The organism is Streptomyces sp. NBC_00249 (genome assembly GCF_026342355.1).
In the GTDB taxonomy this organism is placed as follows: domain Bacteria; phylum Actinomycetota; class Actinomycetes; order Streptomycetales; family Streptomycetaceae; genus Streptomyces.
Genome location: NZ_JAPEMV010000002.1, coordinates 797,094 through 820,460 on the forward strand (window position 1 = coordinate 797,094; position 23,367 = coordinate 820,460).

Sequence of the window (23,367 nt, forward strand, 5' to 3'; positions counted from 1 at the left end):
CACTCGCGGTCCGGGTCTTACTTGTCGACCGGCTAGTTCACTACACTGGGCAAAGTAGACCCGTAACTAGCCGGGCGTCAAGTAAGTTTTTTGGGGAGAGTCATGTCCAGCAGCTCCAGCCGCTCCGGCGGCAGCGGTCCGCAGCAGAGGCGCGGCAACACGCGCCAGCGCATCCAGGACGTGGCGCTGGAGCTGTTCGCGGAGCAGGGGTACGAGAAGACCTCACTGCGGGAGATCGCGGAGCGGCTGGACGTCACGAAGGCGGCGCTGTACTACCACTTCAAGACCAAGGAAGACATCATCATCAGCGTCTTCGACGACGTGACGCGGCCGATCGACGAGCTGATCGAGTGGGCGCAGGAACAGCCCCGGACGCTGGAGATGAAGCGCGAGGTCCTGCGGCGCTACAGCGAGGCGATGGCGGCCGGCCGCCAGCTGTACCGGTTCATGCAGGAGAACCAGGCGACGATGCGGGAGCTGAGCATCGGGGAGACGGTGAAGCAGCGGCTGTTCCGCCTGGTGGAGCTACTGCGCACCGACGAAGGTCCGCTGACGGACCAAGTGCGGTGCGTGAGCGCCCTGTTCACGCTGCACGCGGGGATGATGTTCCTCCAGCACGTGGAGGGCGACCCGGAGGAGACCCGGCAGGCGGCCCTGGAGGTCGCGACGGACCTCATCACCCAGGCACACCACCACCAGGTGTAGACGCAGGAGCGGTCGGAGTCCCGAGTCACTCCTTGGAGGGGTTTGCGCCTCGGATCGCTACTCTCTGTAATCAATTGCGCTACGTTACGTCATACCCGCCGGTCGCGACAGGTGCCCGGCGCATGACGGAAGGACGTGGCGACATGGCCATGAACGCGCGCGCCCGCACCACCGCCGGGCGGCGGATCGCCCTCGCCGCCGCGGCTACCGCCCTCACCGTGGCGGCCGCGGCCCTCACCCCCGCCTCGGCGGCACCGGGGGCTCCCGCCGCGAGCCTCGACTACGTGGCGCTCGGGGACTCCTACAGCGCCGGGGTGTTCGTCCGGCCCTGGGACGGCGGGGACGGCTGCGGGCGCTCCGAGGTCAACTACCCGCGGCAGGCGGCCCGTCGGCTGAAGGTCCGGCTCACGGACGTAACCTGCTCGGCGGCCGAGGTGAGAGCCGGGCTGCTGGAGCCGCAGACGGAGCTGAAGGGCCCGCCCTCCGTGCCGCCCCCGGGTGGCTGGGGGCCGCGGCCCGCCCAGGTCCGGGCGGTCTCCGCCGACACCGACCTGGTCACCGTCGGCATCGGCGGCAACTCCGTCGGCTTCGCCGACATCGTCCGCACCTGCGTGGAGCGCGGGCTCGGCGCCTTCGGCCTGGGCAGCCCCTGCTCGGCGCACTACTCGCGGGGCGCGGCCGCGACCGCCCTGGAGGAGCGGTTCACCACCCTGCGCACCGACTTCACCGCCCTCCTGGCGGAGATCCGGACCCGCGCCCCGAAGGCCCGGGTGGCGGTGGTCGGATACCCGGCCGTCGTGGACGACGGCGCGGGCTGCGGCTGGGGCTCCTGGCACCAGCTGGGCACCGTCGCCAAGGGGGACATGCCCTGGCTGGACTCGGTGGAGCGGCGGCTCAACGGCCTGCTGCGCGAGCAGGCCGGGCGGTCCGGCGCCGCGTACGTGGACACGTACGCCTCCAGCACCGGGCACGGGGTGTGCGCGAGCGGTGAGCAGCGCTGGATGTACGGCATCAAGGACAGCCTGACCGGCGAAGGCGCCCAGAGTGATCCGCCCGGCGAGCTCTGCCGCTCCATTCCCGCGCCGGGTGAGGCCTGCACGGTCCTCCACCCCAACCTCCGGGGCACCACGCACCAGGCGGAGCTGGTGACGCGGGCCCTGACCGAGCTGGGGGCATCCAGAATCTGAGCTCAGCGGCCGTCGCAGAGGGCCGTGACGAGGGTCTTGGACCGGTCGGCGCCGCTGGTGACGAGGCCGCCACCGGAGATGCCGATGCTCGGCTCGACGCGGTCGGTGATGTCGATCCAGATCAGCCCGAGGTCGAGGTTGCCGCGTACGTGGCCGGGCGGCAGGGTCGGGTCGCCGGGCGTCGGCAGGTAGGTGTCGGTCAGGCCGAGCGGGGTGACGATCCGGTCCCGGACCGCCTGACCGTAGGGGACGCCGCCGGCCTTCTCGATGATCATGCCGAGCAGCATGTAGTTGGTTCCGGAGTAGTGCCAGCCCTGGCCGGGCGCGAAGTACGGGGGTGCCGCCAGGCCCCAGGAGGCCAGCTCGGCGAGGGTGTGGGTGCGGTTCTGCTGGACGACCACGTAGTCCCACAGGTTGCCCTGCTTCGCCTCCAGGTAGTCGTGGATCCCGCTGGTGTGGTTGAGGAGGCGGCGGACGGTGATGGCGTTCCCGTCGTAGCTGTTGCCCTGGACCACGCCGGGGAGGTACGTCTCGACGGAGGCGTCGAGGTCGACCTTCCCCTCAGCGGCCAGCTGCATCACGATCGCCGCGGTGAAGGTCTTGGTCAGGCTGCCGACCTTGACCTTGTGCTGGGGGCCGAAGGGCAGGTTCTGGTTGATCGCGCGGGTCCCGCTGGTGACGCTCCACAGCGCGTCGCCCTCCCGGACCACGGCCGCTGCTCCCGGCGCGTTGTGGCTCGACTTGAGGATGTCGACGGCCGCCTGCGTGACGGGGTGCGGGGCCTCGGCGGCGGCGGCGGTGGCCGTGGGCCCCAGGGCTGACGGTGTCGGGGATCTTGGCGATGACGGTCGGCCATGCCCTCGACATCTCAGTCTCCAAGATCCCCGACCTCGTCACCCGCGATCAGCTCTGCGTCTCCTCGCGGCGTCCAATAGCGGCCGCATCGGGTACGACGAGCAGCTTGCCGGTGGTACGCCGAGCCTCCAGATCGCTGTGGGCCTGGGCGGCCTCGGACAATGCGTAGCGGCCCGTTACGGTGACCTCAAGCGCCTTGGAGCGCACCCACTCGAACACATCGGCGGCCCGCCGGAGCAGTTCGGACCGATCGGCGATGAAGTCCCCGAGGCTGGGCCGGATCAGGGTCAGCGAACCGCCGTGGGCGAGCCGAATCGGATCAAACGGCGGCACGGCACCACTTGCCGCGCCGAAGAGCACGAGATGGCCGCGGGTTCGCAGGCTGGCGAGGCTCGCATCGAAGGTGTGCGCGCCGACGCCGTCGAAGACAACCGGCAGTCCCTGACCGCCGTTGAGCCGCCTCACCTCGGCTGCGAGATCGTCGACTGCGGAGGAAAGGATCACCTCAGCGGCCCCGGCACGCTTCGCCAGCTCGGCCTTCGCCGTGGTCGACGTCGTGCCGATCACCCTGCCGCCGAGATGGGTGATGAGCTGGGTCAAAAGCAGCCCCATGCCACCAGCAGCCGCATGCACGAGCACCGTGTCGCCCCCCTGAACCGGGTAGGCGTCCTTGACGAGATAGTGCGCGGTCATGCCTTGGAGGAGCACGGCGGCGGCTGTCTCGAAGCCGATATCGTCGGGCAGCGGCACCAGCCGGGAGGAGTCCACGACGGCCCGCTCGGCATACGTGCCGGGAATCTCCACCCAACCGACCCGGTCCCCGACTGCGACGTCAGCGACGCCGGGTCCAACTTCGACGACCGTGCCGGCGCCCTCAGCGCCCGGGGTGAAGGGCAGCGGGAGGCTGTACCGGCCTTCGCGGTGGTAGACGTCGAGGAAGTTGACCCCGGATGCGGCGACCTCCACGACCGCCTCGCCCGGACCCGGCCGCGGCTGGTCCACCTCGGCCTCCTGCAGCACCTCGGGACCGCCCACTTCGTACACCTGAATCGCTCGCATGACCCTCCAATAACGGCTCATCCCCCACCAACCCCGTTGATGGCGATCCGATTCCCCGGCAAGCAGACCAGCCCGCCGCCCCCGCCGAGAGCTGAGACGCCTGCTTTGCACCCTGACCGAGACCGGCCGACTGCGTCTGACCCGCTGTGTGGTCGAGGACGGCTGGCCCCTGCGCCGGGCCGCCGAACGCTTCCAGGTCTCACCGACCACCGCCCAGCGATGGGCCGACCGGTACCGCGCCCTGGGCGAAGCGGGCATGGGTGACCGCTCCAGCCGTCCCCATCACACGCCGCGCCGGACACCGACCCGGACCGAGCGCCGGATCATCAAGGTCGACCGTCCACCGCGTCCTGACCCGCTACCGGCTGGCCCGCCTGACCCACCTCGACCGCGCGACCGGGCACGTCATACGCCGCTACGAACGCGAGAAACCCGGCGAGCTCGTGCACGTCGACATCAAGAAGCTCGGCAACATCCCCGACGGCGGCGGACACAAGGTCCTGGGCCGGCAAGCGGGCCGCAAGACCCGCAGGAACGCCGGCCACAGCTACCTGCACACCGCCGTCGACGACCACTCCCGCCTCGCCTACAGCGAGATCCGCGCGGACGAGAAGAAGGAGACCGCCACCGCCTTCCGGCAACGGGCCCACGCCTTCTTCACCGGCGCTGGGATCACCGTCGAACGGGTTCTGACCGACAACGGCTCCTGCTACCGCGCCCCTACCGGTCAGACATCGAACGCCGCGAAGCGTTCCCCGGCTGGCTCCACTCCTACAATCACCACCGCGGACACACCGCACTCGCAGGCAAACCACCCGCAAGCCGCGTCCCCAACCTAACGAGGCAATACACCTAGCCCAGGTACCGGGCGGCGCCGACGCGGGGCAGGCTGGCCCAGGTCCGCGTCCCGCCGCCGGGCTCCCGGGACTCCCCGAACCCCCAGGCCCCGCCGCAGTCCCGTACGACGGCCGCCATCACCCGCAGCGAGGCCCGCCGCCGGGCCTCGCAGTGGGCGGCGAGCCGGGGGTGCGGGTGGAGGGCGTGGCCGTCGTAGACGCTGAGCCGCAGCGCGTCGTCGCGGTAGCGGACGGCCAGGTAGAGGCTCCGCCCGGGATCCAACCGCCATGCGGTGGCGACCAGTTCCCCGGTGACCTGCTCGGCGCAGGGCGCGAGGGGGTCGAGCCGGTAGGCGTGCAGCACGGACCGCACGGCGGCCCGCGCGATCTGAGCACTGGAGGGGGCTCCGGGCACGGTCAGACTGCACGCGAGCGCCTCGGGCGAGGGCGGATCCCCTCCGGTGGACGCGGGTGAGGTCGGGCAGGAGAGGAAGGGGCTGGACATCGCGGACTCCCTGAAGTCGATGGTGACGGCGGTGAGTTCGATGCGCACGGATGGCTGACGCGGGGCGGTACGGGGAGCGTGGCTCGTCGCCGAGGCCCGAGGCATGCTGCGGCGATGCACTTCAACTCCCCTGCGTGAGCGGTGCACTACCCAAAGTAGCGCAGCGGGGAACATTTTTACACCGCCACAGGGAAATGTGGGCTCATTGGTCAGGGCCTGGCCCGACAGGGCAGACTGCGAACGCACAGCCAGAGGGAGGGATGACACATGGGGGCCAGACCATCCCCGACGGAGCGCCAGCGCCGACTGGGAGCAGAGCTGCGGCGGATGCGCCTGTCCGCAGGTGTCTCCGCGGAGAAGGCCGCTGGCCTGCTCGGCATCGACCGGCCGCGACTTTCCCAGATCGAGCAAGGTTCACGGGCCATCACGCTCGACCGGCTGCGCACCCTGGCCTGCAACTGCGACTGCGCGGACGAGGAGTACGTCAACGCCCTCGCGGCGATGGCCGAACCCAACCAGCGTGGCTGGTGGGACCGTTACCGGGGCTCCCTACCCGCCGGCCTGCTGGACATCGCCGAACTCGAAGCGCACTCACCCCACTTGCGGACCGCTCTGGCGGTTCACATTCCCGGGCTGCTCCAGACTTCGGACCACGCCCTCGCTATCTTCCGGGTGGCCGTACCGCCGCTGCCGGAACACGAGGTCGCACTGCGGCTGGCATTTCGCCTGGAGCGCCAGCAGATACTCGATTCCGCCACCCCCGCCAGGTACACCGGAATCGTGCACGAAGCCGCCCTGCGCATGCAGTTCGGCGGTGCGAAGGTGGCGAAGGCGCAGCTCAAGCACCTGCTTGGCAAGTCCGAGCAGGACAACATCACCGTCCTTGCCATTCCCTTCGGCGCGGGCGCCTTCCCCGGTTCCGGGCAGACGCTCGCCTACGCCGAAGGACCCGTCCCACAGCTGGACACCGTCCAGGTGGACAGCACGCACGGGCCGGAATATCTGCACGGGGATGCACAGCTGGCCAAGTACCGGGCACACCTGGACTGGATGACGCAGATCGCGCTGCCCCCACAGGAATCCCGGGACCTGATCCACTCCATCGCAGAGGAACTCTGAGGGAGCAACCATGCCTGACATCGCCTGGGAAGACCCCTACTGCGCAGAAGGGAGTGCCTGCTACCGGATCGGGGTGGACGGGGCGGGGAACAGTTACATCGCGGTCGCGGGAGCAGAGTCGGCGTACGTCACCGACTCCGCGGAGGCCCTGCGGCAGCTGATCCGCGACATCAAGGCCGGAAAGGCCGACCACCTCCTCGCCGACTGAGTGGTCGGCTCCGGAAGTCCTTCGGGGTTGATTCCGGGGCCGGGCGGTGTGTGTCGCATCGTTGGGCGTCCAGGGCGGTGGGTGGAGGCTGTCTCGGCTGCCCGCTGAAGGGGGGCCTGGGAGACCCAGGTTGATCTGGGCCTGGTTGGCCCGAAGGCTGGTGGCGAAGCTGTGGCCATGACCGACAGCAACAGTGATGTGACCGGCTTCCACGACCGTGTCGTCCTGATCACCGGCGGAACCAGCGGAATGGGCCTGGCTACCGCGCGTCTGCTCCTGGAAGCCGGCGCCCATATCGTCATCACCGGCCGCGACGATGCCCGCCTCGACCGCGCAGCCGAACAACTGGACACAGCGTCCGACCAGGGTGCCCGGTTGCTCACGGTCCGGGCCGACTCCGCCAGCCTCACCGATCTCGACCGCCTGGCCGCCCTGATCCGTGAACGGCACGGACGTCTGGACGGAGTGTTCGCCAATGCCGGGGTCGGAGTGTTCCAGCGCAGTGGCGAGGTCACTGAGCAGGACTTCGATCTCAGCGTCGACGTCAACTTCAAGGGGGTGTTCTTCACGGTCCAGAAGGTTCTGCCGCTGCTCGACGCGGCGGGTGGCGGTTCCATCGTGATCAACGCCTCGTGGACACTGCACCGGGGCCTGGCCGTCGCACCGGTGTACGCGGCCACCAAGGCCGCCGTCCACAACCTGGCCCGCACGCTGGGCAGTGATCTCGCAGGGCGCGGCATCCGGGTCAACTCGATCAGCCCGGGCTACATCGTCACCGAGATGTTCGACGCAGCCAACCCGGACCCCGCCTCACACGACGCCATCCGCTCCCAGGTGCCGCTGGGGCGGCTCGGCCAGGCCCAGGACATCGCCGAGACCGTGGCCTTCCTCCTCTCCCCGCGGTCCTCGTACATCACCGCCCAGGACATCGCCGTCGACGGGGGCCTGGTGACTGCCATCCCCGCCTCCTGACGGCGGGCGTGGCTGCCTGGCCCCGGCAGGGCCAGGCAGCCACCCATCACGACCGGCCACAATCGCCGTATGAGCACAGCTATCAACCTGGGCGAGTTCCTCCGCTCCCGCCGCTCCCTCCTGCACCCTGAAGACGTTGCCCTGCCGGACTTCGGAGGCCAGCGCCGGGTCGCGGGCCTGCGCCGCGAGGAGATCGCGCAGCTCGCCGGAGTGAGCGTCGACTACTACACCCGGATGGAACAGGGTCGCGTGCCCAACCCCTCGGGCGCGGTACTCGACGCCCTGGCCCGCGCACTGCGGCTGGACGGGGATGCCACGCGGCACCTGCACCGCCTCGCCCGACCGCAGCCCTCCGCCCGGCACGTTCCCCGGCGCCAGTCCCGGCCGCAACGCGTGCGCCCCATGCTCCAGCGATTGCTGGACGATCTGGTGGACATGCCGGCGATGGTGATGGGCCGACGCATGGACATACTGGCCTGGAACACGGCAGCGGCCGCCCTCTTCGGCGACTACGCGCCCCTGCACCGGACCGAGCGCAACATCGCCCGGATCACCTTCCTCGACGAGACGTCCCGGGAACTGTATGCCGACTGGACCTCCTGCGCCCGCGAGAACGTGGCCTACCTCCACATGGACGCGGGACGGCACCCCGAGGACCCCCGGTTGGCGAGCCTGATCGGCGAACTGTCGATGAAGAGCGAGGACTTCCGTCGCTGGTGGGCCGAGCATCCAGTGCAGGACAAGACCTCGGGAACCAAGCGATTCCACCATCCGGTGGTCGGTGATCTGGAACTGGCCTACGAGACCCTGCGCGCAACGGACGACCCCGATCAGGCCTTGATCACATATGCCGCCGAGCGGGGCAGCCCCTCGCACGACGCCCTGCGGATGCTGCTGGCCTGGGCCACTGAGGCTCCCTCCCCCGTCCCGGACGGCGACCGCGCGCGCTGACCTTCCGGGCGTCCGGGCCTCACCGCCGACGGCCCTGGCCGACCGCAAGCGCTCAGGGCGCCCCGCGGTCATGGTCCGTACCCCCGTGCACGCTTCCACCAAGCGTCCGCGCAACCGCCTCCCCACCCGGGGGAGGCGGCTACGCAGGACCGCCTAGGTCCACGCGCCGAGCTTCTCCGGGTTGCGGATCGCCCAGATGCGGCTGACGCGGCCGTCGACGAAGTCGATCGCGGCCACGGTCACCGCGATGCCCGTGTGCAGGGCGACCAGGCCGGGGCGGCCGTTGACCGTCCGCTCCACGAGCGTGAGCCCCGGCGCCTTGTCGGCGATGTGGATCAGGTACGCCGCGATCTCCTCGGCGCCCTCGACCGGGTGCAGGACGGTGCCGACCATGCCGCCGCCGTCGGCCGTCATCATGGCCTCGGGGTCGAGGAGTCCGACGAGGGCCTCGATGTCCTTCGACTCCCAGGCCTCCTTGAAGTTCCGTACCAGCGCGGCCTGTCCGGCCGCCGGGGCCGCCGTGGTGCGTTCGGCGCTGATGCGCCGGCGGCCCGAGGAGGCCAGCTGCCGGCACGCGGCGGGGCTGCGGCCGACGATCTCGGCGACCTCGGCGAAGGGGTAGCGGAAGACGTCGTGGAGGATGAACGCCACGCGTTCGGCGGGCGTCATGGCCTCCAGGACGACGAGGAAGGCCATGTTCACGGACTCGTCGAGGGTGATCCGGTCGGCCGGGTCGATCGTCTCGGCCCTGCTGTCGTCCGCCCGCCCGTTGATCCACTCCGACCGGTCGGGCAGCGGCTCGGGGATCCATGTGCCGACGTAGCGTTCGCGTCGTGCCCGCGCCGAGCCGAGGACGTCCAGGCAGACGCGGCTGGCCACCGTCGTCAGCCAGGCTCCGGGCGAGTCGATGGCCTCCTGCTGCTTGCGCGACATCGCGTACCAGCGGGTGTACGTCTCCTGCACGGCGTCCTCGGCCTCGGCGAGCGAACCGAGCAGCCGGTAGGCGAGGTTGATCAGCTGACGCCGCTCACCGACGACCACGCTCAGCTCCGGTGCGGACCGGACGCCGTTCCCTGACTCGGACAAGCTGTTCATGATCGGGACCCCCTGGTCGTTCTCGCCCGCCGCCGCTCCCGCCCCCCTCGACGAAAACCCGGCCGCGAACTGTGGGACGCCGCCTGACCTCACATTTCGCGGGCCTGCGTCGTCGGACCGGCGAGAGACTACCGACCCAGCGCCGCAAGGCAGAAGCGAGGACCACATCATGAGCGTGCAGACGACGACAACGCCCCGGGCCACCGGCTTCGTTCAGGTCTCCATAGCCCTCCAGACCCTGACGATCTTCCTCCAGGCGATCAGTGCCGGACTGCTCCTGTCCACGTCCTACGGCGAGACCCTGCACAGCGTCGGGGCGCGCGTGATGTACGGCGCGACGATGCTGTACGTGATCGCCGCGATCGTGGCGTGGAAGCGGGGCGGCGCCTCGCCCCGCCCGATCCTGTACTCGTCGGTCTTCCTCGTCCTCGCCTCGGCGCAGGTGGTGCTGGGCGTGACGCACCAGCCCGCGCTGCACGTCCCGCTGGGCGTCCTGATGTTCGGGCTGAGCGTGCTGGATCTGGGCCGGGTCCTGTTCGGCGCCGCCTCCGGGGCGGCCGGCAGCAGCGTCCGGCGTGACGCCGAACTCCCCGTGTGATCATGCCCGGACCCGGGCAAGCTGCCTCTGCCGACGAGGGACGGGGGGCCCATGGACGAGGCGGAGCAGAGGTTTCGCAAGGCCGCTGAACGCGGCGACCCGAGGGGGATGGTGCCCTTGGGGTGGGTGCTGGAGCAGCGGGGTGATCTGCGCGGGGCCGAGCAGTGGTACGGACGGGCCGCCGAGGCGGGGCACTCCGACGGGATGATCCGGCTGGCCGGGCTGCTGAAGGACCGCGGGGAGGGCGCCGAGGCCGAGAAGTGGACCCGGGCCGCCGCGGCGGCCGGGCACGCCTTCGCCATGGGGGCCCTCGGAGGGATCCTCCAGGAACGCGGCGACCTCGCCGGGGCGCTGGAGTGGTACGAGAAGGCGGCGCAGGCCGGCAGCGTCTTCGGCATGTGGAAGGCCGGGAACCTGCTGGCGCGGCGCAACGACATCGCCGGGGCCCAGCAGCTGTACCGCAGGGCGGTCGAGGCAGAGGGCAGCGCCCTGATCCGGGTCCAGGTGTTACGGGAGCTCGCGCGTCTGGCGCAGCAGCGCAACGACCCGGCCGAGGCGGAGGCGTTGCTGCGGAAGGCCTCGACGATCGTGCCGGAGGCGGAGGCGGAGGGCGTGCCCGCGGAGGAGGCCTTCGTCGTCATGGCCGAGGTGGTCACCCACACCGCGAGCCTCGTACGACAGCGCGGGGCACACGCCGAGGCCGAGGCGATGCTCCGGTGGGCCGCCACGGTCGGGCACGTCCCGGCGGCCTTCGACCTGGGCATGATGCTGGAGCAGCTCGGCAGGACGGGCGACGCCGAGGAGTGGTACCGCAAGGCGGCGGAGACCGGGCACCTGCGCGCGATGACCCTGCTGGGCATGCTGCTCGACGAATCGGGCCGGGCGGCCGAGGCCGAGAGCTGGTTCCGGAAGGCGGCCGAGGCCGGGATGCCGCTGGCGATGGACGCCCTGGGCGGGCTGCTGGAGCGGCGCGGCGAACTCACCGAGGCCGAGCGCTGGTACCGCCAGGGCGCCGACGCCGGGGTCCAGCACGCCACGATGAGGCTGGCCGTCGTCCTGCAGAAACGCGGCGGCGACGCGGAGGCCGACAAGTGGTTCCGCAAGGCGGGCGACGGCGGGGACGCCCTGGCCATGCTCAAGGTGGGAGAGCGGGCCGAGAAGGCCGGGGACCTCGCGGAGGCGGAGCGGTGGTACCTGCGGGCCGCCGAGGCGGGACACGAGTTCGGCATGTTCCACATGGGGCGGCTGCACCAGGACCGCGGTGATCTGGAGGGGGCCGAGTTGTGGCTGCTCAGGTCCGCCACCGCCGGCAGCCACAACGCCATGGCCCTGCTCGGGCTGGTGCTGGACGACATGGGACACCAGGCCGACGCGGAACGGTGGTGCCGGCTGGCGGTCGACGCCGGCAGCCCCACCGCGCTGCTCGACCTGAGGGCCGTACGGAAAGCGAAGGGGCAAGGTTGAGCGGCGAAGAGGAGGGCGCGATGCGGGCACGGGTCCGGCTGACCGGCGACGGGGCGGCCGCGGAGCTGGCCGATCTGGCGGGCTGGCTGTCGCGGGAGGACGAGTTCCGCGGCCGGGCGACGATCGAGCGGCCCTCGCCGCGCCCCGACGAGATGGGCGCGCTGGCCGACGTACTGGTGGTGGCCCTCGGCGCGGGCGGGGCGGGGACGGCCCTGGCCGCCTCGCTGTCGGTGTGGATCAGGCACCGCCGGCCGTCCGCCGAGATCGAGGTCACCGGCCCGGACGGGCGGAGCGTACGGATCACCGTGCGGGACGTGCCGGAGATGGACGTGGAAGCCGTGGTGCGCCGCGCCCTGGAGCGGTGAATGCCGCTGCCCGACCCGGTCAGATCCCGGGCGCTGCTGCTGGGGTCCAGCAGGTACACCGATCCCGATCTGCCCGATCTGCCCGCCGTGCTCAACAACGTCGAGGACCTGGCGAACGTGCTGCGCAGTCCGTGGGGGACGGCCCTGTCGGACCGGCACTGCGTGCCCAGGGTCGACGAGGAGACCCTTCCCGCCGTCGGAGCCCGGCTGGTGGAGGCGGCCGCGGAGGCGGAGGACCTCCTGCTGGTCTACTACGCCGGACACGGACTGGTGGGCCCGGACGGGGAGTTGTACCTGTCGCTGCCCGGAACCTCCAGCGATCCGTCACTGATCGCCTGGACCGGGGTGCCGTTCGGGCTGGTACGCCGCACCCTGGCGACCGCCCGGGCCGCCAGCCGGGTCCTGGTCCTGGACTGCTGCTTCTCCGGGCAGGCCATCGACCTGATGGCCGCAGACACCTCGGTGGTCTCCGGCCAGCTGGCGGTGTCCGGGACGTGCACCCTCGCCTCCTCGCCCGCGAACCGGCCGTCCCACGCCCCGTCGGCCGCGCGGTACACGGCGTACACGGGTGAGCTGCTGGACCTGCTGCACCGCGGGTCGGAGGACGCCGCGGAGTTCCTCACCCTGCTGGGCATCCACGAGCACCTGGCGCGGGCGCTGCCCGCCAAGGGGCATCCGCGCCCCGAGCAGCGCAACACCCGTACCGTCGGCAGGCTCGCGCTGGCCCGGAACCGGGCGTACACGGACACCGTGGACCCGGCCGCGATGGTCAAGGAGGGCACCCGGCTGGAGCGGATCGGCGAGCTCGGGGACGCGGCGCACTGGTACCGGCTGGCCGCCGAGGCCGGGCACACCGACGGCATGCTCCGGCTGGCCCGGCTGCTCAGCCTGCGGGGGGACGGCATACAGGCGGGCCTGTGGCGCCGTAGGGCGGCGGAGTCCGGGGATCCCGCCACGATGAACGCCCTCGGGGTCCAGGCGTGGCACACGGGGGACCTCCCGCAGGCGGAGGAATGGTTCCGCCAGGCCGCCGACGCCGGGTTCGCCGAAGCCCGCGACAACCTGCGGACGCTGCTGCGGCAGCGGGGGCGGTCGGCCTAGCCGAGGCGGCGGTCGGTGGCGGTGATCGGGACGTCGTTGATGCTGGCCTCGCGGCGGCGCATCAGGCCGTCGTCGGCGAACTCCCACTGCTCGTTGCCGTGGCTGCGCCACCACTGGCCGGAGGCGTCGTGCCACTCGTACTCGAAGCGGACGGAGATCCGGTTGCCGGTGTAGGCCCAAAGCTCCTTGCGGAGGCGGTAGTCGAGCTCGCGCTCCCACTTGCCGGTGAGGAACTCGCGGATCTCGGCGCGGCCGGTGAGGAACCGGTCGCGGTTCCTCCACACCGAGTCCTCCGTGTACGCGAGGGCGACGCGCTCGGGGTCGCGGCTGTTCCAGGCGTCCTCGGCGGCCTGCACCTTGGCGCGGGCGGACTCCTCGGTGAAGGGGGGCAGGGGCGGGCGGGTCGTCGGCTCGGACATGGCGTACCTCTCTGCGGCGGGGGGGCGGGGGGGCGGTGGAGCGGAGAACGATCGTTTTCCGCTTGCGCCGAACCCTACGAGAACGACCGTTCTCCACGCAAGGGGAATTCGGCTACGCTGCCTTCATGGACGACGAAGAGGCCCGGACCCGGCTGCTGGACGCGGCGGAGGCGCTGTTCTACTCCGAGGGCGTCCAGGCCGTCGGCATGGACCGCATCCGCACGGAGTCCGGCGTCCCGCTCAAGCGGCTCTACCGGATCTTCCCGGCGAAGGAAGCCCTGGTCACCGCCTACCTGGAGCGGCGGGACCGCCGCTGGACGGCCGGCCTGCGGGACGCCGTCGCCACAGCCCCCGACGCCCCGGTGGCGGCCGTCTTCGACTGGCTCGAGGCGTGGTTCTCGGAGCCGGGCTTCCGGGGCTGCGCGTTCGTGAACGCGTACGGGGAGCTGGGCGCGGGGCCGGCCGGGGTCCTGGACGTCGTACGCCGCCACAAGACGGAGCTGCGCGCACTGCTCGGCACCCTGACCGACTCCCCGGCCGTCGCCGACCAGCTGCTGATCCTCGTCGAGGGCGCGACGGTCGTCGCCGCCCTCACCCCCGGCCCGGACCCGGCCCGCCGGGCCCGGGAGGCGGCGGAGCGGCTAACCGCCTGAGCCGCGCGGGAAGGTGATCTCCACGCGGCGGTTCTTCTTGCGGCCTTCCTCGGTGCCGTTGTCGGCGATCGGGTAGTCCTCGCTGTAGCCGCGCACGTCGTAGGTGACGCCCTGGCTGGTGACGCTCTTCGCCAGCTCCGCCTGCACGGCGTCGGCGCGCTGCTTGGACAGTTCCTTGCCGTGCTCGTAGGTGCCTTGGTCGTCGGTGAAGCCGAAGACGCGGACGCGGGTGGCTTTCTGTTGGTTGATCTCGTTCGCGATGGCCTGTATCCGGGCGGCGGCCTGGGCGTTGAAGACGGCACTGTTCTCGGGGAAGAGGACTTCGGACTGCAGGGCCATCATGACGGTCTGGTTGGTCTCCTGCCGCCGCTGCTCACCCCCGAGATCCTCGACGACCTCCACCAGATCAAGGATCTTCGGCGGGGCGAGCGTGCCGCCCTGCGGGAGTTTCAGCCCTGGAGAGTTGGCGTCAATAGGCAGTGCCGCCGACGCCGACGGCTCGGTGCCCGGAGGAACCGAGGGCTTCACCTCGTCTGCGTAGGCAGAGGTAGCGCCGAGAAGATGTGCTCCAGCTACAACGAGTCCGGCGACCGTGATCGCAGCCGCTCCGCGGTGGTGGCGAGTCTTTCGAATCATGGCGTCACCCGGAAATCTTGATGGTTGCCGTGGCGAACGTGGGGATGGTGAAGTCAACCGTGTTGACGCTTGGCGGCGGCGCCGGGAACTGCGCGAAGAAGGGGACCGATTCCCCAGGACCGATTCGGGTGAGGCCGGTAGTGCAGGAGCACTGGCCCTCCGTGTCTCGAAGCACGTAATAGCGCTTCTTGCCCTGCCTGTCGACCATGGTGGCGCCTGCTACCGACGCCGCGCTCGCACTTGGTTCCTCCCCTCGCCAAGCTGCCGTCTCCACAAACGCTTCAGTGCCGCTGTTCTTGATCTGCCCGCTCACCGTGATGAAGTTCCCGGCGTCACGAACAGCCGAGTTGAGGTCCAAGAGGATCCCGGCCTGCCCCTTCACCGTGGCGATGACTTCCACCGGTGTCGGCGCCTTGCTCCCGTTGGGCACAGGGGCCTGCGAGGATCCCTGCTGTCCTTTACCTTCGGTGGGCTTCGGAGAGTCCCCCGGCTTGTCGCCCCCACCGCACCCGGCCAGCGTGAGGACCATGACCGCCGCAACCGCAACGGTCGCTCCCCCACGAGCCTTCACCATGCGCCGAATGCTCATCTACGCCCTGCCCTTGTCTCTCGTTCCTTTTCAGCCCACGAGTCGCACGCTGAATAGCTTCCTGCTCAGTTCACGCAGCGAACCCGGTTTCAGCGGGTCGAGCCGGACCGGATCCCCGTGGCAGCTGAATGTCACTGCCGGCGAACTCGGCGAAGGCGCGGGCGAAGCGCCCCCCGCAGGTTCCGTGGGGGTGGCACTCGGAGCAGCCACCACGGCTCCCAACACGCACTGAGCCTCGATCAAAGCCGTGGCCATGGCCGTTCCGTGCATGCCCTCCGTGCCCGGGATCACCGATTCCCCCACCGTCCTATCGGTTCTGACCGTGACAGTGAACCGAGGCACATCCGGATTGCACTCCGCCGTCGCCGCGTTCTTGGCTGCGAAGGCCTCGGCCGCCGCGCAGGCACCCTTCGCCTTCAAGAACTTCCCGGCCAAGATCTTGGTCCAGTCGTCGGGCTTCAGTGCCGCGAGATCGAGGTCGAGGAACACACCGTCCCTGGCTTCCCGCCCCGCTGCCAAAGCCGCCGCGTCCGCAGCCCCCTGGGCATCGCTTCGGGTCACCGAGGCCTGGCCGATCACAAAGAAGGCAAGCGCAGCGAAGAGCAGGCCTGCCACCACCACTACGTAGATGGGGAAGGCCTGCCCGTGATCTCGCGGCTTGCCCAATGTCACTTGCCGCCGGCCTTGATGGACTCGACCGCCTTCGCAATCTTGTTGCTGATCGCAGTCCCGATACCGGAGCCCGCGATCGCGCCGATGATGACCACGACCACCAGGATGATGCCCAGGTACTCGAAGGCGGTCTGGCCCCGGTCGAGGTTCGCGTAGCGCTTGCGGATGCGGGTCACCGTCGTGTCCGTCCATCCAGTCAGCCGGATCCTGGCCTCTACGGACGCTTTCAGCAGCGAGTTCTGTGACATGGGGGTTCCCTCCCGGGCCGGTGCCGCTGTTGGTTTGCGGACGGTACGCCGTGTCACCGGTCGTTACCAAGGGTCTCGGGGCCCAAAAGCGGACCCATTGCATGTTCCTTCTAGCCATGGCCGGTTGCTCCCGGACGGGCGGTTCCCAGCCAGTGGGCTATCGCTTCGCTGCGGGTGGTGCTGTGGAGCTTCGCGAAGATGCGGTTGATGTGGTTCTTGACCGTCTTCTCGCTGATGAAGCAGGCGCCGGCGATCTGCTGGTTGTTCATGCCGGACGCGATCAGGTCCATGATCTCCACCTCCCGCGAACTCAGCCCGAAGGCAACAGAGTTGTGCATGCGCTCCGTCGAGGATGGCACAGTTCGTTGCTGTTGCGAAGAGGCCCGGAGTTCCGTCAGGAGGGCGCTGGCCGCCGACGGGGTGAAGTGGGGGCGGCCCTGGTGGGTGTCGCGGACCGCGCGGAGGAGGTCGTCGGCGGTGAACTCGCCGTGGACGAGGTAGCCGCCCGCGCCCAGGAGCAGGGCTTCGCGGACGATGTCGGGCTCCTGGCTGTACGTCAGCATCAGGACCGGGGCCAGCCGCACCAGGTGCGGTAGCGCCGAGATGCCGTCGACGCCCGGCATCCGGACGTCCAGCAGGATCACGTCCGGCGTGTGGAGCCGGGTCAGGTGGAGGGCCTCGTGGCCGTCGCGGGCCTGGGCCACCACCTGGAGGTCCGGGGTCGTGCCGAGCAGGGTGGCGAGGCCTGCGCGGACCACCGGGTTGTCGTCGGCGATCAGGACGCGGAGGGTCATGAGGCGCCGCCGAACGGGAGGACCAGCGAGAGCCGGGTGCCGGGGCCCGCCGGGCGGGGCCCCAGGTGCAGGGCGGCGCCGATCTCCGTCGCGCGTTCGCGCATGCCGAGCAGGCCGAAGTGCCCCGGGCGGTCCGGCCCCCCGGCCGGAAGGCCGATGCCGTCGTCCTCCACCGTGAGGGTGAGGGCGTCCGCGTCGGCGGAGAGGCCGATCGCGATGTGCGCCGCACACGCATGGCGCCGGGCGTTCTCCACCGCCTCGGCGGCGAGGCGGTGGAGGTGGTGGGTCAGGGGCGGGGGAAGGGACGGGAGGCCGGTGCTCAGGGTGAGCGAGGCGCCCGGGGTGGCGGAAGTGAGGGAGCGCAGGGCCGGGACGAGGGCCGGAGCCCGGAGGTCCGTCAGGAGGGCCCGGGATTCCGCCGACGCCGTGCGGGCGGCGTCCGCGACCAGCGCGGCCTGTTCGCGCAGCCGCTCCGGGTCCGGCGTGCGGGTCAGGGCGTCCGCCGCCAGGGCCAGCCCGTGCAGGGTCTTGGACACCGAGTCGTGCATCTCCCGGGCCAGCCGCTCCCGTTCGGCCCGCGCGGCCGCCCCCCGTACGGCCTCCGCGAAGCGCGGCAGCAGCCCCCGTACCGAGGACGCCGCCGCACCGGCCACCCCGCACAGCAGGCACAGCGTGACGCCGCCCCCGAGCGCGGCCACCGCCGCCGCCTGGGCGGCCGCGTACACCGCCGAGCCCCGCCACCCGTGGACCAGCCCGGCCAGCAGCGGGGTGCCGAGCGCGACCAGGCCGACGACAGGGGTCGTGGGGCCGGCCGCCGCGAGCAGGAGTCCGGTCAAGGCCATGTCGGCCACCAGCAGCCACCGGTGGCGCAGCAGCAGCGGGCCGAAGCGCTCCCAGCCCCGGTGGAGGGCGTACGAGAGCACGAAGGTCAGGGCCAGGGCCGCCAACGCCGTGCCGGACGGGGCGAAGGGGGCGCCGACGGCGGTGATCACCAGGCGGAGGGAGAGGACCTGCCGGCAGAGGTTCCGGAGGGCGTTCGTCTCGATCCGCGGGGAGAGAACAGTAGCCATCGTCACCTCACCCGCCCCCGAGCAGCGCGCCGAAGTCCACGTTCGCGCCGTAGACGAAGCCGCAGACCAGCAGGATCAGCGTCCCCGGCAGCATGAACATGGTGACGGCGAAGGTGGCCTTGGGGACGGCCCGCGCCGCCCGCCGCCGCGCGTTCTGCGCGTCGGTGCGCCGCATGTCCTCGGCGATGGCGATGAGGGTCTCCACGATCGGCGAGCCGAGCTCCTCGCCCTGCTGGAGGGCGGTGACGAACTGCGCGACCTGCTCGGAGTCGTTGCGCCGCCGCAGTTCGTCGAAGGCCTGGCGGCGGCTGACGCCCATGTCCATCTGCTGGAGGGTGATCCGGATCTCGTCGGACCAGGGGCCCTCGTACTTGTCCGCGACCCGCTCCAGCGCCTGCCGGAAGCCGAGCCCGGCGCTGACGACGACGGCGAGGACGTCGAGGAAGTCCGGGAGTATCCGCTCGATGTGGTCCCGGCGGACCCGGATCGCCGACCACAGGCCGACCTCGATCCAGAACAGCCCGAACGCCACCATGAACAGGGCGAAGACGAGGCGGCCGTTCATCAGCATGGCGAGCGCCCCGAGCCCGCCCAGGAAGCCGTAGACCGCGCGCCGGGCAGCGTACCGGTCGATGGTGAGGCCCGCCGGGTTGCCCGCCATGTCGATCTGGCGGCGTTTGCGCGCCACCTGCTTGGGGCCCATCAGCCGCAGCACCAGCGGCGCCCAGCGGATGCCGAGGCGGTCGACGACCGAGCCGACCGCCGTCGTACGGGACGCGCCGACCTCCAGGGCCAGGGCGAGGTCCGAGGGCAGGGTGACGTCGGCGCGGTAGAGGCGGATGCCGTACAGGACGCCGAAGACGGACAGGGCGGCGCCGAGCGCGAGGAGCAGCGGTAGGTACGCGGTCATGTGTCCTCGCCCCCTCAGACGTCGATCTTCGACAGGCGGCGGATGAGGACGAAGCCCAGCGCGAACAGGCCGAGCGACACGATGACGGCGACCTGCCCGACGAACGCGCCGGTCATCCGGTCCAGGGCGCCGGGCATCATCGTGTTGACGAGCAGCAGCGAGCCCAGCCCGATGGCGGGCACCAGGTACGCGGTCACCGTCACCTGCGAGAGCTGCGTACGGATCTCCCTGCGGGTCTCCTTGCGCTGCTCCAGCGTCACCGTGAGGTTGCGCAGGCTCCCCACGATGGCCCCGCCCGCCCGCGCGGACAGGACGAGGGTGGACACCAGGACGACCAGTTCGCGCGACGGGAGCCGGTCGACGATCTCCCCGAGGGACTCCTCGATGGAGTGGCCGACGGCGAGCCGGTCGGCGACCCGGGCCAGTTCCTCCCCGGCCGGCGCCTCCAGTTCCTCCGCCGCCATGCCGATGGCCGTACGCAGGGCCAGGCCGGCCTGGGTGGCGTTGGCGAGGATCCGGGCGAGCTCGGGGAGCTGGTTGATGAAGCGTTCGGTGCGCCGGGTGCGCTGCCAGGTGAGGAAGGCGTTGGCGGCCCAGATGCCGATCAGGCCGGCGACCGGCCCGAAGAACGGGGCCAGCAGGGAGGAGGCGATCAGCCAGATCCCGGCGACGGCGAGGAGCATGTAGACGAAGAACTCGCCCGGGGTGAGGTCCAGTCCGGTGGTGGCGAGCTTCAGCTCGATGCGCCGGCCCAGCCTGGTCCGGCGCAGCCTGCGGTCCACGCCCGGGAAGCGGCGCTTGCGCCCCGACGGCGGCGGTTCGCCGCTCGCCGAGAGCCGTTCGACGAGTGCGGCGCGCTGGGCGTGGCCGGAGGAGTACGCGTGCACGCCGAGGATCACGAGCAGGCCGGCCAGCAGGGTGGCGCCGAGGGTGAGGAGGACGGCATTGGTCACAGGACGGTCCGGGAGGTCAGCGGGTCGAAGGGGTCGTACGGGTCGTCCGCCGGCGCGACCCCGAAGGCCTGGGGGATCGGCTGGCTGTGCATGTAGAGGCGCTCGGCGGTCCGGCGCGGCAGCGGGTGGTAGGCGAAGTAGCCCTGCACCCGGCCGTCGGCGCCCATGGGCTGGGCGAGGAAACGGCAGACGGTGGTGATCCGGAAGGGTTCGCGGCCGTGCGAGTCGAGGATGGAGATCTCCGTGACGCGGCGCGAGCCGTCGCCGAAGCGGGTGAGCTGGACGATGACGTTGACGGCGCTGTTGATCTGGTCCTGGAGCGCCTCGAAGGGGATCTCGACCTCCGACATGGAGGCGAGGGTCTGGAGGCGGGTGAGGGCCTCGGCGGAGCTGTTGGCGTGGACGGTGGCGAGGGAGCCGTCGTGGCCGGTGGACATCGCCTGGAGCATGTCGAGGGTCTCGCCGCCGCGGACCTCGCCGACGATGATGCGGTCGGGGCGCATGCGCAGGGAGTTGCGTACGAGGTCGCGGATGGTGATCTGGCCCTTGCCCTCCACGTTCGCCGGGCGGGATTCGAGGCGGATGACGTGTGCCTGCTGGAGCTGGAGTTCGGCCGAGTCCTCGATGGTGATGATGCGTTCGCCCTCCGGGATGAGGGCGGAGAGGGCGTTGAGGAGGGTGGTCTTGCCGGTGCCCGTGGCTCCGGAGACGATCACGTTCAGCTTCGACTGCACCAGCCCGGACAGCAGCAGGAGCATCTGCTCGTCGAGGGAGCCGAGGGCGATCATCTCGGGGAGGGTGAAGGCGCGCGGGAAGCGGCGGATGGTGAGCGTGGCGCCGGTGAGGGACAGCGGCGGGATGATGACGTTGACGCGCTCCCCGCTGGGCAGGCGCGCGTCGACCATCGGATTCGCCTCGTCCACGCGCCGGTTGACGGTGGAGACGATGCGCTCGATGGTCTGCATCAGCTGCTCGTGCGAGGCGAAGCGCAGCGGCAGCTGCTCGACCCGGCCGGCCCGCTCGACGAAGATCTGGTCCGGGCCGTTGACCATGATCTCGGAGATGGAGGCGTCTTCGAGGAGCGGTTCGAGCACGCCGAGTCCGAGGGCCTCGTCGACGACCCGGCGGATCAGCTGGGCGCGCTCGGCGGTGGACAGGACGGGGCCCTCGCGGCTGATGATGTGCCCGAGTACGCGCTCCAGGCGCGCCCGGCGCTCGGCGGGCGCGAGCGCGGACATCTCGGCGAGGTCGATCTCCTCGAGCAGCTTGGCGCGGTACGAGGAGACCAGGCGGCCGTCCTCGCGGGGGCCATGGCGGTCGTCGGGGGTGCTGACCCGGGAACGCAGGCTCACGGTCGGGCTCCGTTCGGGTCGTCGTTGGGCATGACGGCCGTTGCCGTGGCCGGCTTCGGGTCCAGTCCGGGGATGATCGAGTTGATCGGTATGGACACGCGCGCGGTGACGGCGTCGGCGTCCTTGGTCACGTCGACGTCGGCGGTGAGGCCGCCCCGGACGGCCGCCCGGCCCGCCGCCGCCCCGCCCGAGCCCTTGCGGGCCTCCACCCGCGCCGCCGTCCGCGCGGCGGTGTCGGCCTGTTCGTGGACGTAGGCGATCCAGCCGAGCTGGATCCCGCAGAGCGCGACGAACAGCAGGATCGGGACGAAACCGATGTATTCCAGGGCCACTTGGCCCCGGTCGGAGCGGATGCGTCGGCTCATGCCGTCACTCCTCCCTCTCCATCGCGGCGCCGGCCGTGCCGTCGATCTCGCCGAAGCTGAGCCCGGGGAACAGGACGGGGACCTGGAGCTTGACCGTCGCCTTGTAGACGTCGCCTTCCTTCCGGCAGTGAGGGGTCCCCATGTTCCAGGCACCCCCGATGTGTTCCCCCGCCGCCGCCGCGCACGCCCCGTCGCCCTTGACCGCGCCCGCGCGGGCCGCCTCGTCCGCGGCGTTCCCGGCCAGGGAGAAGGCGTAGCCGATCAGTACGCACTCCCACACCGCCGCGACGAGCAGCAGGATGAGGGGGACCATGCCGACGAACTCGACGGCCACCTGGCCCCGGTCCCGGGCTCCCCGGTCCCCGCGTACGGATCCGCGCGCGGCCATCCGTCAGCCCTCCCGGCCGCGCCGCAGGCGGGCCACCGGGCCGGCCGCGCGGACGGCGAGGGCCGATCCGGAGCCGCCGGAGGCGCCGCCTGCGGCGGCCTGGGCCGGGACGGACGGGTCCTGCGCGGCGGTGAGGAGGCCGAGTTCGCCCGCGAGGGTCCACAGGGCCTGCTTGACGGTGGAGCGGTTGTCGAGGTCCTGCACCCGGCCCGCGTCCACGACGGCCTGGAGTTCCTTGAAGGCGGCGGGGACGGGGGTGCGGGTGGCCCGGGTCTTGGTGATCTTCTGGATGAGGGCGGGCTGGATCTCGGTGTGCTTGCTCCAGCGGTTGACCACCATGGTGGTGTCCTCGGCCTTGCGCACCTGGAGCCGCTCCCACATCCGCACCAGCCGCTTCGCCGCGCGGACGGCGACCACGTCCGGGGTGGTGACGAGCACCGCCACGTCGGCCGTCTCCACGGCGGCGGCGTTCGCGCCCGTCACCTGGGTGCCGCAGTCGATGACGACGATCTCGTAGCGGGCGCGCAGGGCGCCGATGACGTGCCGGGCCGCCCGCTCGTCGACCTCCTCGCCCCGCTCGCCCTCGGCCGGGGCCAGCAGCAGGGCGAGGCCGGTGCGGTCGTCGTAGACCGCGTCCTGCAGGACGCGGGGCGAGATGTCCTGGATCCCGGCGAGGTCGGCGATGGAGCGGCGGAACTGCACGTCGAGGTAGGAGCCGACGTCGCCGGCCTGGAGGTCGAGGTCCACCAGCGCGGTGCGCCGCCCGGCGGCGGCCGCCGCGAGCGCGAACTGCACCGCGGTGAAGGTGGTGCCGACGCCGCCCTTGGCCCCGGTGACGGTGACGACCCGCCCGCCCGGGCCGGCCGGGGTGTCCGCTCCCCGGCCCAGGTGGCGGCGTACGCCCACGGACCACTGGGCGGCGGCCTGGACGCGGGCGGCGAGTTCCTCGTAGGCGAGGGGGAGGCTGATCAGGCCGCGCGCGCCGGAGTCCATGGCGGCGGAGAACAGGGCGGGGCCGGTCTCGGAGGAGAGCAGGACCACACCCACCGCGGGGAAGCGCAGGGCGACTTCGCGGATGAGGTCCAGGGCGGGGACGGGCCCGATCCGCTCGTGGACGAGGACCACCTCGGGGAGTTCGTCGATGGACTCCGAGGCGAGGCGGGCGAGGGTGTCGAGGAGGGTGGTGGAGTCGGGTACGGGGCCGGCGGGCTCGGCGTCGGGGAGCTGGCTGAGCAGCGCGAGGACGGCGCGGGCGGCGTCGGGGTCACCGGCGGCGGGGAGGATGCGGGTGGTCATCG

At 71.4% G+C, this 23,367-nt stretch carries 28 protein-coding genes and 1 pseudogene; 12 read left to right on the forward strand and 17 right to left on the reverse strand.

What is annotated here, in order from left to right:
- The first annotated feature begins 102 nt into the window (after positions 1–102).
- Together OOK31_RS12400 and OOK31_RS12405 are read left to right on the forward strand one after the other, a co-directional pair.
- A complete protein-coding gene (locus OOK31_RS12400; RefSeq protein ID WP_267012496.1) occupies positions 103–705 on the forward strand; it encodes a TetR/AcrR family transcriptional regulator in 603 nt (200 codons plus the stop codon).
- A gap of 122 nt (positions 706–827) precedes the next feature.
- The gene (locus OOK31_RS12405; protein WP_267012497.1) at positions 828–1,892 is read left to right on the forward strand and encodes an SGNH/GDSL hydrolase family protein; all 1,065 of its coding nucleotides are present in this window, start codon (positions 828–830) and stop codon (positions 1,890–1,892) included.
- 2 nt (positions 1,893–1,894) lie between these two features.
- Here OOK31_RS12405 and OOK31_RS12410 read toward each other — a convergent pair whose 3' ends face one another.
- Together OOK31_RS12410 and OOK31_RS12415 are read right to left on the reverse strand one after the other, a co-directional pair.
- Complete coding sequence (locus OOK31_RS12410) at positions 1,895–2,764, reverse strand: serine hydrolase domain-containing protein (protein ID WP_323188213.1); 870 nt, start codon at positions 2,762–2,764, stop codon at positions 1,895–1,897.
- A 31-nt stretch (positions 2,765–2,795) separates the two neighbouring features.
- On the reverse strand, positions 2,796–3,806 hold the full coding sequence (locus OOK31_RS12415) for a quinone oxidoreductase (protein ID WP_112446335.1): 1,011 nt from the start codon (positions 3,804–3,806) through the stop codon (positions 2,796–2,798).
- A gap of 91 nt (positions 3,807–3,897) precedes the next feature.
- On the opposite strand from OOK31_RS12415, the pseudogene OOK31_RS12420 reads away from it, so the two are divergent.
- Positions 3,898–4,662: pseudogene (locus OOK31_RS12420) on the forward strand (leucine zipper domain-containing protein).
- Here the strand turns inward: OOK31_RS12420 and OOK31_RS12425 are convergent.
- Positions 4,659–5,195: an ATP-binding protein gene (locus tag OOK31_RS12425; RefSeq protein WP_267012498.1), complete on the reverse strand. Its 537-nt coding sequence runs from the start codon at positions 5,193–5,195 to the stop codon at positions 4,659–4,661. The pseudogene OOK31_RS12420 and the gene OOK31_RS12425 sit on opposite strands and share 4 nt — an antisense overlap.
- Before the next feature lie 219 nt (positions 5,196–5,414).
- Here OOK31_RS12425 and OOK31_RS12430 point away from each other — a divergent pair, with 219 nt between their 5' ends.
- The 4 genes from OOK31_RS12430 to OOK31_RS12445 all read left to right on the forward strand — a co-directional run bounded on the left by OOK31_RS12430 (position 5,415) and on the right by OOK31_RS12445 (position 8,397).
- A complete protein-coding gene (locus tag OOK31_RS12430; protein ID WP_267012499.1) occupies positions 5,415–6,266 on the forward strand; it encodes a helix-turn-helix transcriptional regulator in 852 nt (283 codons plus the stop codon).
- A 10-nt stretch (positions 6,267–6,276) separates the two neighbouring features.
- Positions 6,277–6,474, forward strand: coding sequence for a hypothetical protein (locus tag OOK31_RS12435; RefSeq protein WP_267012500.1), 198 nt, complete (start codon positions 6,277–6,279; stop codon positions 6,472–6,474).
- A gap of 177 nt (positions 6,475–6,651) precedes the next feature.
- Positions 6,652–7,446, forward strand: coding sequence for an SDR family NAD(P)-dependent oxidoreductase (locus OOK31_RS12440; protein ID WP_267012501.1), 795 nt, complete (start codon positions 6,652–6,654; stop codon positions 7,444–7,446).
- Between the two features lie 69 nt (positions 7,447–7,515).
- On the forward strand, positions 7,516–8,397 hold the full coding sequence (locus tag OOK31_RS12445) for a helix-turn-helix transcriptional regulator (RefSeq protein ID WP_267012502.1): 882 nt from the start codon (positions 7,516–7,518) through the stop codon (positions 8,395–8,397).
- A 153-nt stretch (positions 8,398–8,550) separates the two neighbouring features.
- Here OOK31_RS12445 and sigJ read toward each other — a convergent pair whose 3' ends face one another.
- Positions 8,551–9,492, reverse strand: coding sequence for an RNA polymerase sigma factor SigJ (gene sigJ, locus OOK31_RS12450; RefSeq protein WP_267012503.1), 942 nt, complete (start codon positions 9,490–9,492; stop codon positions 8,551–8,553).
- A gap of 169 nt (positions 9,493–9,661) precedes the next feature.
- Between sigJ and OOK31_RS12455 the strand changes: the two genes are divergently transcribed.
- The 4 genes from OOK31_RS12455 to OOK31_RS12470 all read left to right on the forward strand — a co-directional run bounded on the left by OOK31_RS12455 (position 9,662) and on the right by OOK31_RS12470 (position 13,020).
- Positions 9,662–10,090, forward strand: coding sequence for a hypothetical protein (locus OOK31_RS12455; RefSeq protein WP_267012504.1), 429 nt, complete (start codon positions 9,662–9,664; stop codon positions 10,088–10,090).
- Positions 10,091–10,198: 108 nt separating this feature from the next.
- Positions 10,199–11,554: a tetratricopeptide repeat protein gene (locus OOK31_RS12460; protein ID WP_267012505.1), complete on the forward strand. Its 1,356-nt coding sequence runs from the start codon at positions 10,199–10,201 to the stop codon at positions 11,552–11,554.
- Positions 11,551–11,919, forward strand: a complete 369-nt coding sequence (locus OOK31_RS12465; RefSeq protein WP_267012506.1) for a hypothetical protein — start codon at positions 11,551–11,553, stop codon at positions 11,917–11,919. The genes OOK31_RS12460 and OOK31_RS12465 overlap by 4 nt, the downstream gene beginning before the upstream one ends.
- On the forward strand, positions 11,920–13,020 hold the full coding sequence (locus tag OOK31_RS12470) for a caspase family protein (protein ID WP_267012507.1): 1,101 nt from the start codon (positions 11,920–11,922) through the stop codon (positions 13,018–13,020). It begins immediately after the preceding gene.
- Here the strand turns inward: OOK31_RS12470 and OOK31_RS12475 are convergent.
- Complete coding sequence (locus OOK31_RS12475) at positions 13,017–13,439, reverse strand: nuclear transport factor 2 family protein (protein ID WP_267012508.1); 423 nt, start codon at positions 13,437–13,439, stop codon at positions 13,017–13,019. The genes OOK31_RS12470 and OOK31_RS12475 overlap by 4 nt on opposite strands.
- A 125-nt stretch (positions 13,440–13,564) precedes the next feature.
- Here OOK31_RS12475 and OOK31_RS12480 point away from each other — a divergent pair, with 125 nt between their 5' ends.
- Positions 13,565–14,092, forward strand: coding sequence for a TetR/AcrR family transcriptional regulator (locus OOK31_RS12480; protein ID WP_267012509.1), 528 nt, complete (start codon positions 13,565–13,567; stop codon positions 14,090–14,092).
- Here OOK31_RS12480 and OOK31_RS12485 read toward each other — a convergent pair.
- The 12 genes from OOK31_RS12485 to OOK31_RS12540 form a co-directional block, all read right to left on the reverse strand.
- Entirely contained in the window at positions 14,081–14,728 is a 648-nt protein-coding gene (locus OOK31_RS12485) for an OmpA family protein (RefSeq protein ID WP_267012510.1), read from the reverse strand. The genes OOK31_RS12480 and OOK31_RS12485 overlap by 12 nt on opposite strands.
- A gap of 4 nt (positions 14,729–14,732) precedes the next feature.
- Positions 14,733–15,302 carry a hypothetical protein gene (locus tag OOK31_RS12490; RefSeq protein ID WP_267012511.1) on the reverse strand — a complete coding sequence of 190 codons (570 nt, stop codon included), beginning with the start codon at positions 15,300–15,302 and terminating at the stop codon, positions 14,733–14,735.
- A gap of 45 nt (positions 15,303–15,347) precedes the next feature.
- Entirely contained in the window at positions 15,348–15,989 is a 642-nt protein-coding gene (locus tag OOK31_RS12495) for a pilus assembly protein TadG-related protein (RefSeq protein ID WP_267012512.1), read from the reverse strand.
- Entirely contained in the window at positions 15,986–16,222 is a 237-nt protein-coding gene (locus OOK31_RS12500) for a hypothetical protein (RefSeq protein ID WP_267012865.1), read from the reverse strand. The genes OOK31_RS12495 and OOK31_RS12500 overlap by 4 nt, the downstream gene beginning before the upstream one ends.
- 125 nt (positions 16,223–16,347) lie before the next feature.
- Positions 16,348–17,031: a response regulator transcription factor gene (locus tag OOK31_RS12505; RefSeq protein ID WP_267012513.1), complete on the reverse strand. Its 684-nt coding sequence runs from the start codon at positions 17,029–17,031 to the stop codon at positions 16,348–16,350.
- Complete coding sequence (locus OOK31_RS12510) at positions 17,028–18,101, reverse strand: sensor histidine kinase (protein WP_267012514.1); 1,074 nt, start codon at positions 18,099–18,101, stop codon at positions 17,028–17,030. Before OOK31_RS12510 ends, OOK31_RS12505 begins: the two co-directional genes overlap by 4 nt.
- A gap of 7 nt (positions 18,102–18,108) precedes the next feature.
- Entirely contained in the window at positions 18,109–19,011 is a 903-nt protein-coding gene (locus tag OOK31_RS12515) for a DUF5936 domain-containing protein (RefSeq protein ID WP_267012515.1), read from the reverse strand.
- A gap of 14 nt (positions 19,012–19,025) precedes the next feature.
- Positions 19,026–19,964, reverse strand: a complete 939-nt coding sequence (locus tag OOK31_RS12520; protein ID WP_267012516.1) for a type II secretion system F family protein — start codon at positions 19,962–19,964, stop codon at positions 19,026–19,028.
- Complete coding sequence (locus tag OOK31_RS12525; protein WP_267012517.1) at positions 19,961–21,316, reverse strand: CpaF family protein; 1,356 nt, start codon at positions 21,314–21,316, stop codon at positions 19,961–19,963. The genes OOK31_RS12520 and OOK31_RS12525 overlap by 4 nt, the downstream gene beginning before the upstream one ends.
- Positions 21,313–21,681 carry a TadE/TadG family type IV pilus assembly protein gene (locus tag OOK31_RS12530; protein ID WP_267012518.1) on the reverse strand — a complete coding sequence of 123 codons (369 nt, stop codon included), beginning with the start codon at positions 21,679–21,681 and terminating at the stop codon, positions 21,313–21,315. The genes OOK31_RS12525 and OOK31_RS12530 overlap by 4 nt, the downstream gene beginning before the upstream one ends.
- A 4-nt stretch (positions 21,682–21,685) precedes the next feature.
- Positions 21,686–22,069, reverse strand: a complete 384-nt coding sequence (locus OOK31_RS12535) for a TadE/TadG family type IV pilus assembly protein (RefSeq protein WP_267012519.1) — start codon at positions 22,067–22,069, stop codon at positions 21,686–21,688.
- 3 nt (positions 22,070–22,072) lie between these two features.
- Entirely contained in the window at positions 22,073–23,365 is a 1,293-nt protein-coding gene (locus tag OOK31_RS12540) for an AAA family ATPase (RefSeq protein ID WP_267012520.1), read from the reverse strand.
- Positions 23,366–23,367 lie beyond the last annotated feature (2 nt).

Bases quoted from the DNA above. Each gene is read 5' to 3' on its own strand.
- OOK31_RS12430 (WP_267012499.1), top strand. From the start codon at position 5,415: ATGGGGGCCAGACCATCCCCGACGGAGCGCCAGCGCCGACTGGGAGCA.
- OOK31_RS12530 (WP_267012518.1), bottom strand. From the start codon at position 21,681: ATGAGCCGACGCATCCGCTCCGACCGGGGCCAAGTGGCCCTGGAATAC.
- OOK31_RS12480 (WP_267012509.1), top strand. From the start codon at position 13,565: ATGGACGACGAAGAGGCCCGGACCCGGCTGCTGGACGCGGCGGAGGCG.
- OOK31_RS12445 (WP_267012502.1), top strand. From the start codon at position 7,516: ATGAGCACAGCTATCAACCTGGGCGAGTTCCTCCGCTCCCGCCGCTCC.
- OOK31_RS12475 (WP_267012508.1), bottom strand. From the start codon at position 13,439: ATGTCCGAGCCGACGACCCGCCCGCCCCTGCCCCCCTTCACCGAGGAG.
- OOK31_RS12440 (WP_267012501.1), top strand. From the start codon at position 6,652: ATGACCGACAGCAACAGTGATGTGACCGGCTTCCACGACCGTGTCGTC.
- sigJ (WP_267012503.1), bottom strand. From the start codon at position 9,492: ATGAACAGCTTGTCCGAGTCAGGGAACGGCGTCCGGTCCGCACCGGAG.
- OOK31_RS12510 (WP_267012514.1), bottom strand. From the start codon at position 18,101: ATGGCTACTGTTCTCTCCCCGCGGATCGAGACGAACGCCCTCCGGAAC.
- OOK31_RS12415 (WP_112446335.1), bottom strand. From the start codon at position 3,806: ATGCGAGCGATTCAGGTGTACGAAGTGGGCGGTCCCGAGGTGCTGCAG.
- OOK31_RS12540 (WP_267012520.1), bottom strand. From the start codon at position 23,365: ATGACCACCCGCATCCTCCCCGCCGCCGGTGACCCCGACGCCGCCCGC.
- OOK31_RS12460 (WP_267012505.1), top strand. From the start codon at position 10,199: ATGGTGCCCTTGGGGTGGGTGCTGGAGCAGCGGGGTGATCTGCGCGGG.
- OOK31_RS12455 (WP_267012504.1), top strand. From the start codon at position 9,662: ATGAGCGTGCAGACGACGACAACGCCCCGGGCCACCGGCTTCGTTCAG.
- OOK31_RS12490 (WP_267012511.1), bottom strand. From the start codon at position 15,302: ATGGTGAAGGCTCGTGGGGGAGCGACCGTTGCGGTTGCGGCGGTCATG.
- OOK31_RS12485 (WP_267012510.1), bottom strand. From the start codon at position 14,728: ATGATTCGAAAGACTCGCCACCACCGCGGAGCGGCTGCGATCACGGTC.
- OOK31_RS12505 (WP_267012513.1), bottom strand. From the start codon at position 17,031: ATGACCCTCCGCGTCCTGATCGCCGACGACAACCCGGTGGTCCGCGCA.
- OOK31_RS12400 (WP_267012496.1), top strand. From the start codon at position 103: ATGTCCAGCAGCTCCAGCCGCTCCGGCGGCAGCGGTCCGCAGCAGAGG.
- OOK31_RS12470 (WP_267012507.1), top strand. From the start codon at position 11,920: ATGCCGCTGCCCGACCCGGTCAGATCCCGGGCGCTGCTGCTGGGGTCC.
- OOK31_RS12405 (WP_267012497.1), top strand. From the start codon at position 828: ATGACGGAAGGACGTGGCGACATGGCCATGAACGCGCGCGCCCGCACC.
- OOK31_RS12535 (WP_267012519.1), bottom strand. From the start codon at position 22,069: ATGGCCGCGCGCGGATCCGTACGCGGGGACCGGGGAGCCCGGGACCGG.
- OOK31_RS12435 (WP_267012500.1), top strand. From the start codon at position 6,277: ATGCCTGACATCGCCTGGGAAGACCCCTACTGCGCAGAAGGGAGTGCC.
- OOK31_RS12515 (WP_267012515.1), bottom strand. From the start codon at position 19,011: ATGACCGCGTACCTACCGCTGCTCCTCGCGCTCGGCGCCGCCCTGTCC.